The sequence below is a fragment of the Serratia sp. MF1(2023) genome (assembly GCF_030954545.1).
Classification (GTDB): Bacteria; Pseudomonadota; Gammaproteobacteria; order Enterobacterales; family Enterobacteriaceae; genus Serratia; species Serratia sarumanii.
The window spans coordinates 1-14,354 of sequence record NZ_JAVHUX010000004.1; the positions used below are offsets into that span (position 1 = coordinate 1).

Annotated in this window: 12 protein-coding genes and 4 pseudogenes; 6 read left to right on the forward strand and 10 right to left on the reverse strand. The window is 52.3% G+C overall.

Features of this window, described 5'->3' with window-relative positions:
* Both REA38_RS00790 and REA38_RS00795 read left to right on the forward strand, forming a co-directional pair.
* Nucleotides 1-406, forward strand: a 406-nt coding sequence (locus REA38_RS00790) for a polymorphic toxin type 17 domain-containing protein (protein ID WP_308884571.1), incomplete at its 5' end; no start/stop codon positions are given.
* Nucleotides 403-636 (forward strand): Imm31 family immunity protein, encoded by a 234-nt coding sequence (locus REA38_RS00795; RefSeq protein WP_308884573.1) that lies wholly within the window; start codon nucleotides 403-405, stop codon nucleotides 634-636. The genes REA38_RS00790 and REA38_RS00795, both read left to right, overlap by 4 nt.
* A gap of 532 nt (nucleotides 637-1,168) precedes the next feature.
* Here the strand turns inward: REA38_RS00795 and REA38_RS00800 are convergent.
* Together REA38_RS00800 and REA38_RS00805 are read right to left on the reverse strand one after the other, a co-directional pair.
* Nucleotides 1,169-2,173: pseudogene (locus REA38_RS00800) on the reverse strand (Tn3 family transposase); the annotation flags it as partial.
* Between the two features lie 33 nt (nucleotides 2,174-2,206).
* A pseudogene (locus REA38_RS00805) lies at nucleotides 2,207-3,308 on the reverse strand (IS3 family transposase).
* 354 nt (nucleotides 3,309-3,662) lie between these two features.
* On the opposite strand from REA38_RS00805, the gene REA38_RS00810 reads away from it, so the two are divergent.
* Nucleotides 3,663-4,688 carry a sensor domain-containing diguanylate cyclase gene (locus REA38_RS00810; RefSeq protein ID WP_308884575.1) on the forward strand — a complete coding sequence of 342 codons (1,026 nt, stop codon included), beginning with the start codon at nucleotides 3,663-3,665 and terminating at the stop codon, nucleotides 4,686-4,688.
* A 178-nt stretch (nucleotides 4,689-4,866) separates the two neighbouring features.
* Here the strand turns inward: REA38_RS00810 and REA38_RS00815 are convergent.
* The 4 genes and pseudogenes from REA38_RS00815 to ssuD form a co-directional block, all read right to left on the reverse strand.
* Nucleotides 4,867-4,977 (reverse strand): annotated as a pseudogene (locus tag REA38_RS00815) (IS6 family transposase); the annotation flags it as partial.
* A 206-nt stretch (nucleotides 4,978-5,183) separates the two neighbouring features.
* Nucleotides 5,184-6,584 carry an FAD/NAD(P)-binding protein gene (locus tag REA38_RS00820; protein ID WP_308884577.1) on the reverse strand — a complete coding sequence of 467 codons (1,401 nt, stop codon included), beginning with the start codon at nucleotides 6,582-6,584 and terminating at the stop codon, nucleotides 5,184-5,186.
* Nucleotides 6,577-7,668, reverse strand: coding sequence for a dimethylsulfone monooxygenase SfnG (sfnG, locus tag REA38_RS00825; RefSeq protein ID WP_308884579.1), 1,092 nt, complete (start codon nucleotides 7,666-7,668; stop codon nucleotides 6,577-6,579). Before sfnG ends, REA38_RS00820 begins: the two co-directional genes overlap by 8 nt.
* Nucleotides 7,669-7,684: 16 nt before the next feature.
* Complete coding sequence (ssuD, locus tag REA38_RS00830) at nucleotides 7,685-8,845, reverse strand: FMNH2-dependent alkanesulfonate monooxygenase (protein WP_308884580.1); 1,161 nt, start codon at nucleotides 8,843-8,845, stop codon at nucleotides 7,685-7,687.
* Nucleotides 8,846-9,119: 274 nt separating this feature from the next.
* Here ssuD and REA38_RS00835 point away from each other — a divergent pair, with 274 nt between their 5' ends.
* Nucleotides 9,120-11,003: a sigma-54-dependent Fis family transcriptional regulator gene (locus REA38_RS00835; protein WP_308884582.1), complete on the forward strand. Its 1,884-nt coding sequence runs from the start codon at nucleotides 9,120-9,122 to the stop codon at nucleotides 11,001-11,003.
* Nucleotides 11,004-11,022: 19 nt separating this feature from the next.
* Here the strand turns inward: REA38_RS00835 and umuD are convergent, their stop codons facing one another.
* From umuD to REA38_RS00855, 4 genes are read right to left on the reverse strand one after another with little or no spacing between them, the layout of a single operon-like run.
* Nucleotides 11,023-11,412, reverse strand: a complete 390-nt coding sequence (gene umuD / locus REA38_RS00840; RefSeq protein ID WP_308884697.1) for a translesion error-prone DNA polymerase V autoproteolytic subunit — start codon at nucleotides 11,410-11,412, stop codon at nucleotides 11,023-11,025.
* 56 nt (nucleotides 11,413-11,468) lie between these two features.
* Nucleotides 11,469-12,689: an ISL3 family transposase gene (locus REA38_RS00845; RefSeq protein ID WP_308884584.1), complete on the reverse strand. Its 1,221-nt coding sequence runs from the start codon at nucleotides 12,687-12,689 to the stop codon at nucleotides 11,469-11,471.
* Nucleotides 12,690-12,710: 21 nt separating this feature from the next.
* Nucleotides 12,711-12,896 (reverse strand): SH3 domain-containing protein, encoded by a 186-nt coding sequence (locus tag REA38_RS00850; protein WP_308884700.1) that lies wholly within the window; start codon nucleotides 12,894-12,896, stop codon nucleotides 12,711-12,713.
* Between the two features lie 52 nt (nucleotides 12,897-12,948).
* Complete coding sequence (locus REA38_RS00855; protein WP_308884585.1) at nucleotides 12,949-13,653, reverse strand: IS6 family transposase; 705 nt, start codon at nucleotides 13,651-13,653, stop codon at nucleotides 12,949-12,951.
* A 64-nt stretch (nucleotides 13,654-13,717) separates the two neighbouring features.
* On the opposite strand from REA38_RS00855, the pseudogene REA38_RS00860 reads away from it, so the two are divergent.
* Nucleotides 13,718-14,029, forward strand: a pseudogene (locus REA38_RS00860) (recombinase family protein); the annotation flags it as partial.
* A complete protein-coding gene (locus tag REA38_RS00865) occupies nucleotides 14,029-14,310 on the forward strand; it encodes a cytoplasmic protein (protein ID WP_308884587.1) in 282 nt (93 codons plus the stop codon). The pseudogene REA38_RS00860 and the gene REA38_RS00865, both read left to right, overlap by 1 nt.
* Nucleotides 14,311-14,354 lie beyond the last annotated feature (44 nt).

Below are 14,354 nucleotides of genomic sequence, written 5' to 3' on the forward strand. Positions count from 1 at the left end.
TGTTAAGATCACCACCAACGCCATTAAAGCATCGGAAAAAGCTGCGTTAAAAGGCCCATTAGCTTATGTAGATGAGCCTTTTTTCAACCCTTATGGGACATTGAGTTCCGGACAGGTCTGGTCGATTAAGGGCCGAATGAAACATGTTCAGCTCCCTAACGAAGGTAAAATTAGGTTTGTACCACCAGAAAACTACTCTCCTAGCAGCCCATTGAGGCGGGGGCCAAACAAAGGTTATATGGATCGTTTTGATAATGAATGGACCAAAGGTCCGTCGCGAACAAAAGGGCAGCCATTTGAATGGGACGTTCAACTATCCGATAAAGGAAAGGCTCAATTAGGATGGGCAAGCCGCGATGGAAAGCATCTGAATGTGTCACTTGATGGGAAGATTACACACAAATGAGTGGGAAAATTGATTTCTATCATGAGGTTACAATCATTAAATCAGCTAAGTGCCCTGAGTTTATCGGGAGAAAGGCGATTGTAATGGGTATAAGTGAAGATATCGACGAAGCAGGAAACGTACATTTCGGATACTCTGTAAGAGTTGATGGTTATGAATATTCAGTTTGTTTTGATGATGGAGAATTAGAGCCAACCGGTAAACGTTTTAAAAGAGAAGATTTTTACTAGACGCCAAGGAATTTCAGCGTTTCTGAAGCAGCTCATGGTGGAGAGAGTAGAGGACAGATCCGCCGTATTTTTCGAGTAAGACTAGGGTCTTACGCAGGAAGCCTCGGAAATTTTGGCCCCTGCCATTTTAGGCGCAAGCTGTATCCTAAACAGGCTCCCATCGTGGGAGCCGTTTTTTCTTGATTTTGTATTCCACATAAATGTGGAAAACGCGCAGCGGCTGGCCAGATCCTTTTATACGCCACCGCATTGGTGGGCTGTCTCGCAGAAAAATGGGGCTGAAGGGGCCATTCAGGAACAGCAGACGTGCCGAGTCCTACGCAATCAAGCGCATCAATGGAAGGAAGGCGGAAAGCCGGGCAAAAGAGAAGGGTTATGGTGTGTCTGGTGTGTCTGGCGGGGCTGACGAGGCCAGCTTACGCAAGGCATGGTAACGCTGGTCTACCTGGCGTTTTAGCTCAAGATGGCCCATGGCCTCCAGCTCATCCTTGCTGTACATGGGGGCTGACGCTCAGTGGAACGAAAACTCACGTTAAGCAATGTTTTCTTCCTCTGACGCCTCTTTTAATGGCCTCAGATGTCCTTTGGTCACCAGTTCTGCCAGCGTGAAAGAATAATGGCCAAGCATATTGATATGTCCGTGGCAAAGCGGTGAGAGTCGTGCAATATCTTCATCATTCAGGGCCTCCCCCTGTGCCCGGAGATGATCCAGGGCTGCCTGCATATAAATAGTGTTCCATAACACGACGGCGTTAGTGACCAATCCCAGTGCACCAAGTTGATCTTCCTGACCGTCGGTATATCGCTTTCTTATCTCACCTTTCTGACCGTGACAAATCGCTCTGGCTACAGCATGGCGGCTTTCTCCCCGGTTTAGTTGGGTAAGAATGCGCCGACGATAATCTTCATCATCAATATAATTAAGCAGATACAGCGTTTTGTTGATGCGTCCCACTTCAATGATTGCCTGAGTCAGTCCGGAAGGGCGTTCACTCTTCAGTAACGTGCGAACCAGCACCGAAGCCTGTACTTTTCCCAACTTCAGGGAGCCTGCGGCCCGGATCATTTCGTCCCACTGAAGGACTATTTTTTTGGGATCTGACTGCCCTCTGGCAATATCATTCAGCACCCCATAATCAGCGTCATTATCCATGCGCCAGAAAACCGAAGCACCGGCATCGGCAAGCCGGGGAGAAAACTGGTATCCCAACAGCCAGAAAAGACCAAAGACAAGATCGCTGGCCCCAGCTGTATCGGTCATAATTTCGGTAGGATTCAGCCCGGTTTCCTGTTCCAGAAGGCCTTCCAGCACAAAGATAGAGTCCCTCAGCGTCCCCGGTATAACAATGCCATGAAAGCCGGAATACTGATCGGACATAAAGTTGTACCAGGTGATCCCCCTGTTATGACCAAAGTATTTGCGGTTCGGTCCGGCATTGATTGTTCTGACTGGCGTAACAAAGCGCATTCCGTCTGCAGAGGCCACTTCGCCACCACCCCAGACCTGTGCCAGTGGCAGCGTTGCCTGAAAATCAACCTGGTCTCTTCCCCAAATCAGCGCCAGACTAAATCAGAGATCCGGGCTTTTTTGCAGACTTCGGACAAATTCCTCCGGAGTCTGGTTATTTAACGAAGAATGGGGTCTTTGCCGGTTATATTCCTGTCGCCAGCACTCGACCTTTTCCTGCGCATCTTCCAGTGACAGAAACCAGTGAACGTTCAGACACTCGTCACGGAAGCTACCGTTAAATGATTCGATTAACGCATTGTCCGTCGGCTTTCCCGGCCGGGAGAAGTCCATCGTGATGCCATTTTCATACGCCCATTTATATCCAACGCCTTTGAGATAAATTCGCTGCCATTGTCGGTCTGAAGCCGTTCGGGGACTCGCTGCTGTAATTGCTTCAGCCGCGCCATTACCGCAACGACATCGTCACCCCGCAGGCCCTGTCCCACTTCTATCGCCAGGCATTCCCGACTAAAATTATCGACTACAGTCAGCGCACGGATCCGACGCCCGTTGAACAGATTATCAGCAACGAAATCCATGCTCCAGCACTGATCGGCCGTCGTCACTGCCGGACGCGCCCGTCTGTGCCTGGCTGTGACATGTCGCCGGGGGCGTTTTGTCCGTAGATTCAGCCCTTCCTGACAATAAATACGGTGGGTTTTCTTATGGTTAATCAGCCAGCCTTCCCGGCGCAGCAGGATATGAATGCGCTGCATGCCGTAGCGAATGCGGGTTTCGGCTATCTCCCTTATCCGCTGCGTGATGGCGCGGTCGTCGCGCCGGCTTTGATAGTGATAGACCGTGCGGCTCTGCATCATCAGACGACAGCCACGCCGCAGCCCGATGCGGTAGGCCTCCAGCAACCAGGATACCGCTTCCCGTTTCTGGGCCGGCCTCAGAACTTTTTTTTGATGACCTCCTGCAGCATCTCTTTGTCCAGACTCAGATCTGCCACCAGACGCTTAAGGCGCTGATTTTCTTCCTCCAACTGCCTCAGGCGACGAAGTTCCGTTACGCCCATGCCACCGAATTTCTTCTTCCAATTGTAAAAAGTGGCTTCGGAAATCCCCATCTTTCTGCACACTTCCTCCACGCGGGTGCCGGTTTCAGCCTGTTTCAGGGCAAACGCGATCTGTTCTTCGGTATAACGGGTCTTTTTCATATCAGATGACCTCTTTTTTCAGGAGAAGAAAGGCCGAAAACTCTACTTTACGCCGGTACTGAACAAAGGGAAGAGATCAACCACCCTCAGAGAGCATACTGCGCTGATTAAGGAATATTACGGTTACCATGAATTTGGCGATTTTCCCTGGTCTTTCCGCCTGAAGCGCCTGCTATACACCACGTGATATTTACAGTCCCATTTCGTATGGCTTAAGCTCTGATAGTCTCTCATCACGAATCCTAATCTCTTGGCGGAGATTTCAGATTCGCGCGACTGACTTAAAGGTCAAACCTTTCGGAGTCCCCCGGCAAAGCCGGGGGTTTACCGGACTCAATTAGGTATCACATTGCTATGATTAACATTTTTGACAGAATAAAAAACGTCTTTACAAATAACAGCCGAAATATCCTTGATAAATTTTCAATAAAAAATATAAAGCACTCTATTTTTTATAGTAAAAACAAATGTGAGATGAATAAAGTGGACATCCTTAAAGAACTGCCTATTCCAGTGGTTATAATAGATAAAAACGGTTATTTGACATCCTTCAACTCACTGTATGAGAGAATGTGCAACCTGAGTGTTTACAAAAGCAATAAAAAACAAATCCATGTGTCAAGTATTGATGATAAATCATGGGTTTATATCAAAATGGATTTTGAATCCATTGGCGGTGGAAGGAAAATAGATCCTCATGAATTTATTTTTAATGGAAAAACATATTTAGTACACGTTAATGGCGTTAAAAATAAAAGAGGAGTGTTAATATGTGTTTTAATTGCGCACATAGATATAACTGAGCAAAAGAATCTGGAGAGGGAAATAAAATCAAAGAACATAAAATTGAAAGAGTTAAATAATAGAGATCATCTTACACAATTGAATAACAGGCGTTATTTCGATGATATGTTAGAAAAGCACACACTTTTAAGTTACGATGGTATAATAGATTTCTCATTAATATTCATTGATATAGATAATTTTAAATCATATAATGACACATATGGTCATGTGGCTGGAGATGAGTGCATTATTAATATTGCACTCACGCTGAAATACCATGCTTCAACCCTAAAAGGAATGGCATTTAGAGTTGGTGGGGAAGAGTTTGCAATAATCCTTATTAGCAGTTTAAATGATGCTGGATTGTTAGCTGAAAAAATAAGGCAGGCAGTATTTTCATCTAACATTTTAAATAAAAACTCGCCCTTCAAAAGGGTCACCATAAGCGGTGGCGTTTATTCCAGTACCCAAATAGATAAAAATGAAGGTGAGATGCAAATTAAAATAAAGGAAATGGCGGACAAAGCGCTTTACAAATCAAAAGCAAAAGGACGAAACAAGGTAAGTATCCTCCGGCAGAGCCGGAGGCTTTAGGGTAAGCGCCTCAAAGACCCTGTACAGGCTCGCGCGACCGTCCCGACGTGGTGACCACATTGATCGCGCAGCTGCGCACGTACTACCTGCAGCTGCGCACGTACTACCTGCAGGTGGCGCTGCCGGCCGCGGCGGCAGCCGACGCAGACACCCCCTCGGATGACGATGCCTGGCAAAGTTCGGCCAGCATCTCCTGCCGTTCGCGGTAGCGGATGCCGTATTTGCAGTACCAACATTCGGCCCACAGGATAATGTCGCGCTGAAAATGACGACCACGGAAAGGGTTCATGTGCTGCTCCGTCAGCAAAAGGGGCAATGAGTTTATCATCACCTACTATTTGCAACAGAGCCAGAATTAATTGTAATGTAAATGATTTGTTTTTATAATGATTATTAATTATATTCCTATTTTAATGGCGGTGTAGCCAAACTAAAACAGGACTCAATCGCCTTCCTTTGGATATAAAGAAAAGGCTCGGACATTTTATAGCAGGACTATTCACGGCCTGTGGGGTCTATTGGCGACCCGCAGAGTAATTGTTGCGCCAGCGATTCTGCGTGTTGCGCCACCTGTGGTAAACCCATGAGTTCACCAAAGCGGCCGCGGGCGGCTGGCCCTACTACGTACATATGCTCGTTACTTTTCCCGTGGCGATTAATAGTTCGTGAGTGAGCATCGACCAATATTCCCAGCGCCAGTGGGTCGGGCTGGATAGCACCTGCCGTTGCAAGCTGCTTCAACAACGCATTGCTCTTGAGTAACTCACCATGCGCCGGGCCGGTAGTGACAATCAGTTTATCCACCCGCGAGGTTTCCATGGCGGCTTTACCGCGGGCTTTCAGCGTCAGAATAATCGTTTCTTTGTCCGTCGCAACCTGCTTAAGGCTGGCGGCCAGGACCTTAAGACGCCCATTCTGCTGTAATAGGGACAACACTTCACTGACCTGCGGTGCGATGCGGTAACGGTGCACGTCCCACCATGGGCGTAGATGACGCAGAAAGCGCCGCTGTTCTTTCAGCGAAAGCCGTTGCCAAATCTGCTGTCCGTTCAGCCGGATATCATCCAGCACCCCTTGCCAGGGCTGGCCTTCCAGGGCAGCCTGCGCCACCTCCTGTCGAACTCGCCGCAGCCAAGCACGGGCGCTGTCCGCCTGTGGACGTCGATAGTCAAGCGGGCGGGGCTGAGACTCACCGGTCAGATTTGGCCGGGGAAGCTGGCCGCGGCGCGAGAACGCCAGGATCGGCCCATGATGCCCCTGACGGTAAAGCGAGGCCACCACGTCGGACATGGTTAACCCGGAACCGATGATAGCCACCCGCGCACTCTTCTCCACCCCGATTAACGCCTCTGTCCGCCACGGGTTGGCGATCAGGCCAGGATGGTCTTGCAGCACCTGCTGTAGTTGTCTCGGTACGGCAGGGGGAGGGTGGCTGATGGCCAGCACCACTTCATCCGCGTGATATTTATCCCCGGAGGCCGTCAGCACCTCTGCATTTTGCAGCGCCACGGCATAATCCTGAACATGGGTGACCTGTACCGGCGATGTTTCCAGCGCTGCGGCCAGCTTGTCGAGGATATAGGCGGCGAACCGCCCCCGTTGCGGATAAAGGCTGCCATCCGTCCAGAGCGCTTTGTCATCCTGTTTGAGGCCTCCCTCCGCCCTCAGCCAGCGGTCGAAATCGCCTTCTTCTGCGACGGAAAGCTGCATACGGGCGGCAGGGACGTTAATGCGATGCGCCGGGTCGACCGTGCCGTAAGCCACGCCCTGAGCCAACTGGGCGCGAGGCTCGATAACGATCACCTTCAGGCCGGCGCTGCCCAACCGCGCCAGATGAATAGCCAGCGCGGTACCGCTAAAGCCGCCGCCAATGATGACAATCTGCCGATCAGCCATGACTTAACACCGATTGCTGTTGGCGTTCCAGCTCACGAACCCGCGGGATCACTTCGCGGCCAAAGAACTCCACCTCTTCCTGAAAATGCAGGAAGCCCAGCAGCATCAGGTCCACGCCGGCTTGTTTGAGTTCGATAATCCGCTCCGCTATCTGCTGCGGGGTGCCAATTAGGTTTGTTTTGAAGCCATCGTTATATTGCACCAAATCCTCCAGCGTCGATTTCGCCCAGTTACCTTCCCCTTCAGGTGAGGCGCTACCGGCATTTTTCACCTCAGACTGGAACCCTTTCACCGCATCCGGATTCGCATGCTCCAGAATATCACGCAGTACGCTTTGCGCTTCCTGCTCCGTTTGGCGGGCAATGACGAAGCCATTGACGCCGATCTTGACCCTGTGCCGGTTTTCGGCTGCTTTTAGCAGGATATCTTCAACCTGCTGACGGATGCCTTCCGGGGTATTGCCGTTGGTGAAGTACCAGTCGGACACGCGCGCGGCCATATCCCGCGCGGCTCTTGAACTGCCGCCCTGGAAAATCTCCGGTTGCGGATCCAGCGGTTTCGGTTTCAATGAATAGTCGCGGAAGCGATAAAAATCACCGGCAAAAGTGAAGCGGTCCTGCTGCCAGATGCCCTGCAGGCAGCGAATGAACTCTTCCGAACGCAGGTAGCGCTCCTCGTGATCCAGCCAGGGCTCGCCGATGGCCTTAAATTCGCCCCGGAACCAGCCGCTGACGATATTGACCGCAATACGCGCGTTGGACAGATGGCTGATGGTGGCAATCTGTTTGGCGGCGAGCGTTGGATTCCATGGGCCCGGCAACAAGGCGGCGATGACCTTGAGCTTATCCGTCGCTCCCAGTAGGTCCTGTGAAAATGTCACCGACTCATGTTGATTATCCGCGCCATAGCCGGCGGTAAAGCGGATCTGCGTCAGAGCGTAGTCAAACCCGGCGCGCTCGGCAATTTGCGCCAGCTTGCGGTTATAGTTTGCATCCCAGCTGGTACGCTGAGGGATTTGGCTGATCACCAGACCACCCGATACGTTAGGGACCCAGTAGGCGAACTTGATCGGTTCATTGCTCATGGTTTTCTCCTCAGTTTCACTTTTTCACCGGACGACGATCGCCACCGATGGTTTCTCCAAATGGCCCGGTGTTGACCGTGCGCTGACGTTTTTCGACGTTGCCCGCCAGCGGCAACAGCGGCATCACCAGTTCGGCAAACCGGTGAGCCTCTTCCAGATGCGGATAACCCGAGAAAATAAAATTAGTGATCCCCAATGCCTGATATTCACGGATGCGGTCGGCAACCTGTTGTGGATTGCCGACCAGCGCGGTACCTGCGCCGCCGCGCACCAGCCCCACGCCTGCCCATAAGTTGGGGGCGATGCGCAAGCTGTCCTTCGAGCCGCCGTGTAGTGCGCTCATGCGGGCCTGTCCGGTCGAGTCCATACGCGAGAAAATTTTCTGTGCGGCGGCGATGGTGGCATCATCCAAATGGGCAATCAGTTTGTCGGCGGCAGCCCAGGCTTCCTCTTCCGTTTCCCGAACAATGACGTGCAGGCGAATGCCGTAGTCCAGCGTGCGTCCGCGCTCCTGTGCGCGCTGACGCACCACGGCAATTTTCTCCGCCACCTGCTCAACCGGTTCGCCCCACGTGAGATAGGTGTCGATCTGGCTCGCCGCCACCTCCAGCGCTTCCTCTGATGAGCCGCCAAAAAATAGCGGCGGCCCGTTTTCCTGCACCGGCGGAAACAGCACTTCAGCGCCTTCCACCCGCAAGTATTCGCCCTGAAAATCGACCTTTTCGCCTTTCAGCAGGCGGGAATAGACCTCCAGAAATTCGCGCGTGACCCGATAGCGCTCGGCGTGACTGAGGAAGATCCCATCGCCTTTGTTCTCGACGGGATCGCCACCGGTAACCACGTTGATTAAAAGGCGGCCCTCCGAAAGGCGATCCAGCGTGGCGGCCATCCGCGCGGCAAGGCTCGGGGGCTGCAACCCAGGGCGCAAGGCGACCAGATAGCGAAGACGCTTGGTGAGAGGGGCGAGTGCGGCAGCAACCAGCCAGGAGTCCTCGCAGCTTTTGCCGGTTGGGATCAGCACGCCGTAATAGCCAAGGTTGTCTGCCGCCAGCGCAACCTGTTGCAAATAAGGCAGATCTACCGCTCTCCCGCCCTCGGTCGTGCCCAGATAACGGCCGTCGCCGTGGGTCGGTAAGAACCAGAATACGTTGATGTTGTGCGCCTGTTGTTCGCTCATTATCCATTTCCTATATAACGATATCTCAATTTATTCAATAGAATTTCCATGCTTGGTTATAAACAGCCAAGCAGAAAGCATGCCAAAATGATGGGGTAATTTTTATTTTTATTAATTAATGAGTTAGTGATTTTTTCCGTGGGCGGTTTTGCTGCAAATGCAGCAGTGACTGATGGCGGGCTGTTGCATTTGCAGCAAGGCGGCGGTTGAGCCTCTCGTCTTGTCCGCCTCCCGTCGGTATTGTTTCTGTACTGTTCCTTTAAAGGTATCGACGATGCAAAGCTTCGGCCCCCGGTTAATTGATCCCGCTTCTCTTGCCTTCCAGAACGTTCTGGATCGGCTGGCACCGACGGATGCCACCGTGCTTATCGTGGGCGAAACCGGCACTGGTAAGGAGGTGGTGGCTCGCTATCTGCACCATCACAGCCTAAGGCGCGATCTCCCCTTTCTGGCGGTGAACTGTGGGGCGCTGACGGAGAGCCTTGCCGAGTCGGAACTGTTTGGACACGAGAAAGGTGCCTTCACCGGGGCTGAGGAGCACCACCAGGGGTGGTTCGAGGCGGCAGAAGGGGGCACCTTGCTGCTAGATGAAATCGGTGAGTTAAGCCTGCCGCTACAGGTAAAACTACTGCGCGTATTGCAAGAACGGGAAGTGACCCGGGTGGGTTCCCACCGGCCGATAAAAGTGAACGTCCGCGTCGTGGCCGCCACCCATGTTGATCTGGCCAATGCCATCCGCGAACGTCGCTTTCGTGAAGATCTTTACTACCGGCTTAACGTGGCCGCCGTGGCCCTGCCTCCCTTGCGCCAGCGGCGGCAGGATATTCCACTGTTGGCTGAACATTTCCTAACGTTGTACACGCGGCGGTTGGGGCGCCCTCAGATGCGTCTCAGTGCAGAGGCGCTGGTCACGCTGATGGATCACCCGTGGCCGGGGAATATCCGCGAGCTGGAAAACACCCTGCATAATGCAGTGCTGCTCAGCAAAGCGCCGCTGATTACGCCGCAGCAGTTTAGGCTAAGCGCTGGAATGGCCAGCTTGCCGCCTCAGGGGGATGATTCACTGGACAGTTTCCTTCGCCAGCAGTTGGCGGGTAACGATGGTCCCCTCTACCAGCGGGTGATCGATTCGCTGGTGCGCAATGCTTTTGAACTGAGCCAGGGTAACCAGTTGCAGGCCGCGGCGCTGTTGGGGATCAGCCGCAATACGCTGCGTACCCATCTGGGGCATATTGGCTTAATCAAGGCCAGGAGAAGCGCCGGCGGCCCGGCGTTAAAATCTGAGCGGGAGACCGGCAACCGCGAACGCGAACTGCGTATTGGTTACCAGAAGTTTGGCAACTTGGGAATACTCAAGGCCCGTCAGTTGCTTGAGGCGCGCCTGGCCGACAGTGGGGTGAGCGTGTTGTGGAGCGAGTTCCCTGCCGGTCCGCAGTTGCTGCATGCCTTGACTAACCGAGAGATCGATTTTGGCACTACCGGCGAGGTGCCTCCTTTATTTGCTCAGGCCGGCAACAGCCCATTGCTGTACGTTGCCTGGGAACCGGCAGCACCGCAAAGCGTGGCGCTGCTGGTCACCGACGACAGCCCGATCCGCACTCTTGCCGACCTGCGCGGAAAGCGGATTGCGGTAAATAAAGGTTCCAATGTGCATTATCTGTTGTTGCAGATCCTTGATGAAGCCGGATTGACGCTGGAAGACGTACGGGTGGTTTATGCGCCGCCCAAATACCCGCTGACTCCCAGCGATCATCATGCGGTGGATGCCTGGATGATGTGGGATCCCTTGCTGAGCGATGCCGAACAAAGCGGGCAGTTCAGAGTCATCGCCAACGGCGTAGGGAGGGTCAACAACCATCAGTTCTACCTTGCTCATCGTGATTTCGCCGGCCACTCTTGCGATTTACTGCACGGCCTGATAGCGGAGTTGGAACAAACCGGGCGCTATATTGACGCCCATCGAGACGAAGCGGCAACGCTGTTATCGGCCGAACAGGGGCAAGGCATCCCTTCGCTCACCCACGCTTTGGCTCGTCGCAACCATGAGACACGCAGAATGGATTTAAACATCATTCGACAGCAGCAGGCGATAGCCGACCGTTTTTATGCTATGGGGTTGTTACCCCGTGCGATTAAAGTTCGCGAGGCGATATGGTAGTGACAGGGCACTTCCGTCATCAAGCTTGTTCACGTACAGGATGGATTTGACCCCAAATAGGGCTGTAGGCGGGATTCATCGGCGCCAGACAAACCCTGGGCGTCAGCAGCAGTCGCTTGACGGTAAACTCGCCGTCGACCGCGGCGATCACGATGCTGCCATGTACGGGTTTTTCAGCCCGATCGACGATCAGCAAATCCCCTGACAGTATGCCGCCATCGCTCATTGACTCGCCCGTTGCCCGGATGAAATACGTGGCGGCCGGATGTCGAATAAAATCATTCAGATCAATGGATTGTTCTATATAGTCATCGGCAGGGCTGGGAAAACCTGCAGGACATGGTGTCCCGTAGAGCGGGAGTTTGACCGGTTGACCTGGTGAAAAAAAGTACAATTCTCTGGCATTCATAATAGTCATAATTTATCTGTATATATATGGGTCTTCCCCGATAATGGTGGGAAGACTCAGAACGCCATATTCAGTTTTCCGTAGTGAAACATCACTCCCAGTTTGAAGCGCTCCCGATTTCGATATCCCCTGGCCTTTATCCTCAGCAGTCTGATCTTGCTGTTCAGCGCCTCTGCATTACCATTAGAGACCCGATGACGCATCGCATTCAGTATTCCATACAGCCGTTTTTTAATAGTTCTGGCCGCATTCTTCATCATCGGGACATCACAGTTTGTCGCCAGTGATATCCATTGCAGCCAGTCAGTTCTGCGTTCTTCGCTCCAGGGGCGATCCCAGATATCTTTTGCCAGTTCCTTCAGCGTCCAGCACTGGCTTGTCTGTTGCATCTGTTCCCGCAGCCACGTCAGTTTTTCCTGCCGGGATTCTGTCATCCATTTTTTGCTGTAATGCCACAGGAAGCGGGTACCTTTTGCCTGACGGCGGCTTTCAACAGGAAGTCGGGGATGTTCATTCTGGCGGGTTTTATCCACAACTTCGCCCAGTTGCTTCGCCACATGGAAGCGATCGAAGGAGATTTTCTCAACTGCATTGGGTAAGTGGATGCGCGCTGCTCTTATATAGCCTGCATTCATGTCCATCGAAAGTGTTTTGACGGCCAGCAACTGACTGTCAGTGAGCGTGCGCAGATAACTGGCAAGACTCTCTGTTCCGCGATCATCGGTTAATGCCAGTGCCCGTCCGTCGCGATCAGATACCACGGTTATATACCGATGCCCTTTTTTAAAGGCGACTTCGTCTACATTCATATGACGCGCTGATAAAGGCTTTTTTATCCGGGACAGGCCGCGCTTAACCGCCCGGGTCATAATGCCGTCAACAGCATTCCAGCTGAGCTTAAGTTGTTTCCTGACCGCATCAACGGTGCTGATTTTTAGCCATGAGAGCACGAACGATTCGAACAGTAGCGTGTACCGACTGCCGGGGCCTGCCCACGGTACAGGCAGAGTCTGGCAGCCATGCTCCAGGCACATAACGCGGGGAACATCGGCTTCGACTAATGTCATGAACTGGCAGGTATCAAGATGGCGCCATTTGCGATGTCGGTGATCGTGAACGGGACAGGATTGGCCGCAGGCAGGACAGGTCAGCTGAGTGTTTTCAGCGATTCCGACGGTGACAGTAACGGAACCCGCATTTTCATCAAGGGAAAGGGATTCAACCTGCCACGGTCCGGATAGATTCAGAATGTGGGCATAGAGCGATTTTTCGTCCATAAGAGCACACCGGATTAAAAATTAAACATCCAGAATACTTACACATTCTTCTGGCACCCAGCCAGATTCTCCTGAGTGTCTGAGCGCCCAGTACCAGCCATTAAGAGACTTAATAACAGTAATTTTCTCGCTGGTTCTAACTGATAATTCATGCGCTGTATAGTCTTCAAGGCAAATGACTTCGTTGGCGCTAAGGGGGGAAAATATGGCACTGTTGCAAAGTTCGCGGTGAGATAGCCTTTTGTCTTATTCAAAGGCCTTACATTTCAAAGACTCTGCTCACAAGACGCATTTCGCCCAGAGGATGCCCAAAATAAAATGATTTGGCCTGACCTTTCCGTAGCGCACGCATCACTTCAATCCCTTTGATTGTGGCGTAAGCCGTCTTCATGGATTTAAATCCCAGCGTGGCGCTGATTATCCTTTTCAGCTTGCCGTGATCACATTCAATGACGTTATTCAAATACTTAATCTGTCGGTGTTCAACGTCAGGCGGGCATCGACCTTCGCGTTTGAGCAGTGCAAGCGCACGGCCATAGGTGGGCGCTTTATCCGTGTTGATAAACCGAGGGATCTGCCACATCTTCACGTTGTTGAGGATTTTCCCCAGGAAACGATATGCCGCTTTGCTGTTACGACGTGGCGAGAGATAAAAATCGACGGTGCGCCCCCTGTTGTCGACGGCACGATACAGATAAGCCCACCGGCCATTCACCTTCACGTACGTTTCGTCAATGTGCCATGGGTTCAGATCGGAAGGATTACGCCAGTACCAGCGCAGCCGTTTTTCCATTTCAGGTGCGTAGCGCTGGACCCAGCGATAAATGGTGGTGTGATCAACATTCACGCCGCGTTCGGCCAGCATCTCCTGCAGTTCACGATAGCTGATGCCGTATTTACAGTACCAGCGTACCGCCCACAGGATAATGTCACGCTGAAAATGCCGGCCTTTGAATGGGTTCATGTGCTGCTCCGTCAGCAAAAGGTGACGATGAGTTTATCACCTGCAGATTTTTGCAACAGTGCCAGTGAAATTGGCACTGGGCACCAGCCTCTATGATCCGGCAGACCCGATGGGGAAAATGTTTTTCAACGTGCTGGCGACCTTTGCTGAGTTTGAAGGAGACCTGATACGCCTGCGCACCCGCGAAGGGATGGCCCTTGCGCGGGCGAAAGGAAAATTGCGGGGAAAACAGCCTAAGCTGTCTGAAAAACAACAAAAAGAGCTGTGCCGCATGCGAGTAACCGGCCAGTACTCGATCAGCGATCTGGCGGAGTTATTCGCGGTATCTAGACCAACTGTTTACCGAACCCTTTCTCGCCATAAACAGGATGAGTGATGCGTATACCAGAAAACACCATTTTATCGGCGCTGGATAACGGTGGGTGTATCAAAAGCTTTTACCGGCGCGCGGTACAGGAGCCTCAATCGGCAAAAAACCAGCTCGCTGACGGCTATGTGCTGGATTTGCCCGGTGAACGTGGAGAAATCATTCTGGGCCACGCCGATTTCTTGTCAGTCAAAACGAAACTGGTCGAGACAGAAGCCTGGGAGCAAGTGGTGGGAAACACGCGGTTCGGTGGTAGCACCTGGGTATTACGATATGAGGCTGATGATTAAGTAAAAAGCGCCGCCACAGATTTTATTTTAAAAGTGACGTACGT

Excerpts from the sequence above, each read along its gene's own strand:
- REA38_RS00795 (WP_308884573.1), top strand. The coding sequence starts at position 403 with ATGAGTGGGAAAATTGATTTCTATCATGAGGTTACAATCATTAAATCA.
- REA38_RS00810 (WP_308884575.1), top strand. The coding sequence starts at position 3,663 with ATGATTAACATTTTTGACAGAATAAAAAACGTCTTTACAAATAACAGC.
- REA38_RS00820 (WP_308884577.1), bottom strand. The coding sequence starts at position 6,584 with ATGGCTGATCGGCAGATTGTCATCATTGGCGGCGGCTTTAGCGGTACC.
- sfnG (WP_308884579.1), bottom strand. The coding sequence starts at position 7,668 with ATGAGCAATGAACCGATCAAGTTCGCCTACTGGGTCCCTAACGTATCG.
- ssuD (WP_308884580.1), bottom strand. The coding sequence starts at position 8,845 with ATGAGCGAACAACAGGCGCACAACATCAACGTATTCTGGTTCTTACCG.
- REA38_RS00835 (WP_308884582.1), top strand. The coding sequence starts at position 9,120 with ATGCAAAGCTTCGGCCCCCGGTTAATTGATCCCGCTTCTCTTGCCTTC.
- umuD (WP_308884697.1), bottom strand. The coding sequence starts at position 11,412 with ATGAATGCCAGAGAATTGTACTTTTTTTCACCAGGTCAACCGGTCAAA.
- REA38_RS00845 (WP_308884584.1), bottom strand. The coding sequence starts at position 12,689 with ATGGACGAAAAATCGCTCTATGCCCACATTCTGAATCTATCCGGACCG.
- REA38_RS00855 (WP_308884585.1), bottom strand. The coding sequence starts at position 13,653 with ATGAACCCATTCAAAGGCCGGCATTTTCAGCGTGACATTATCCTGTGG.
- REA38_RS00865 (WP_308884587.1), top strand. The coding sequence starts at position 14,029 with ATGCGTATACCAGAAAACACCATTTTATCGGCGCTGGATAACGGTGGG.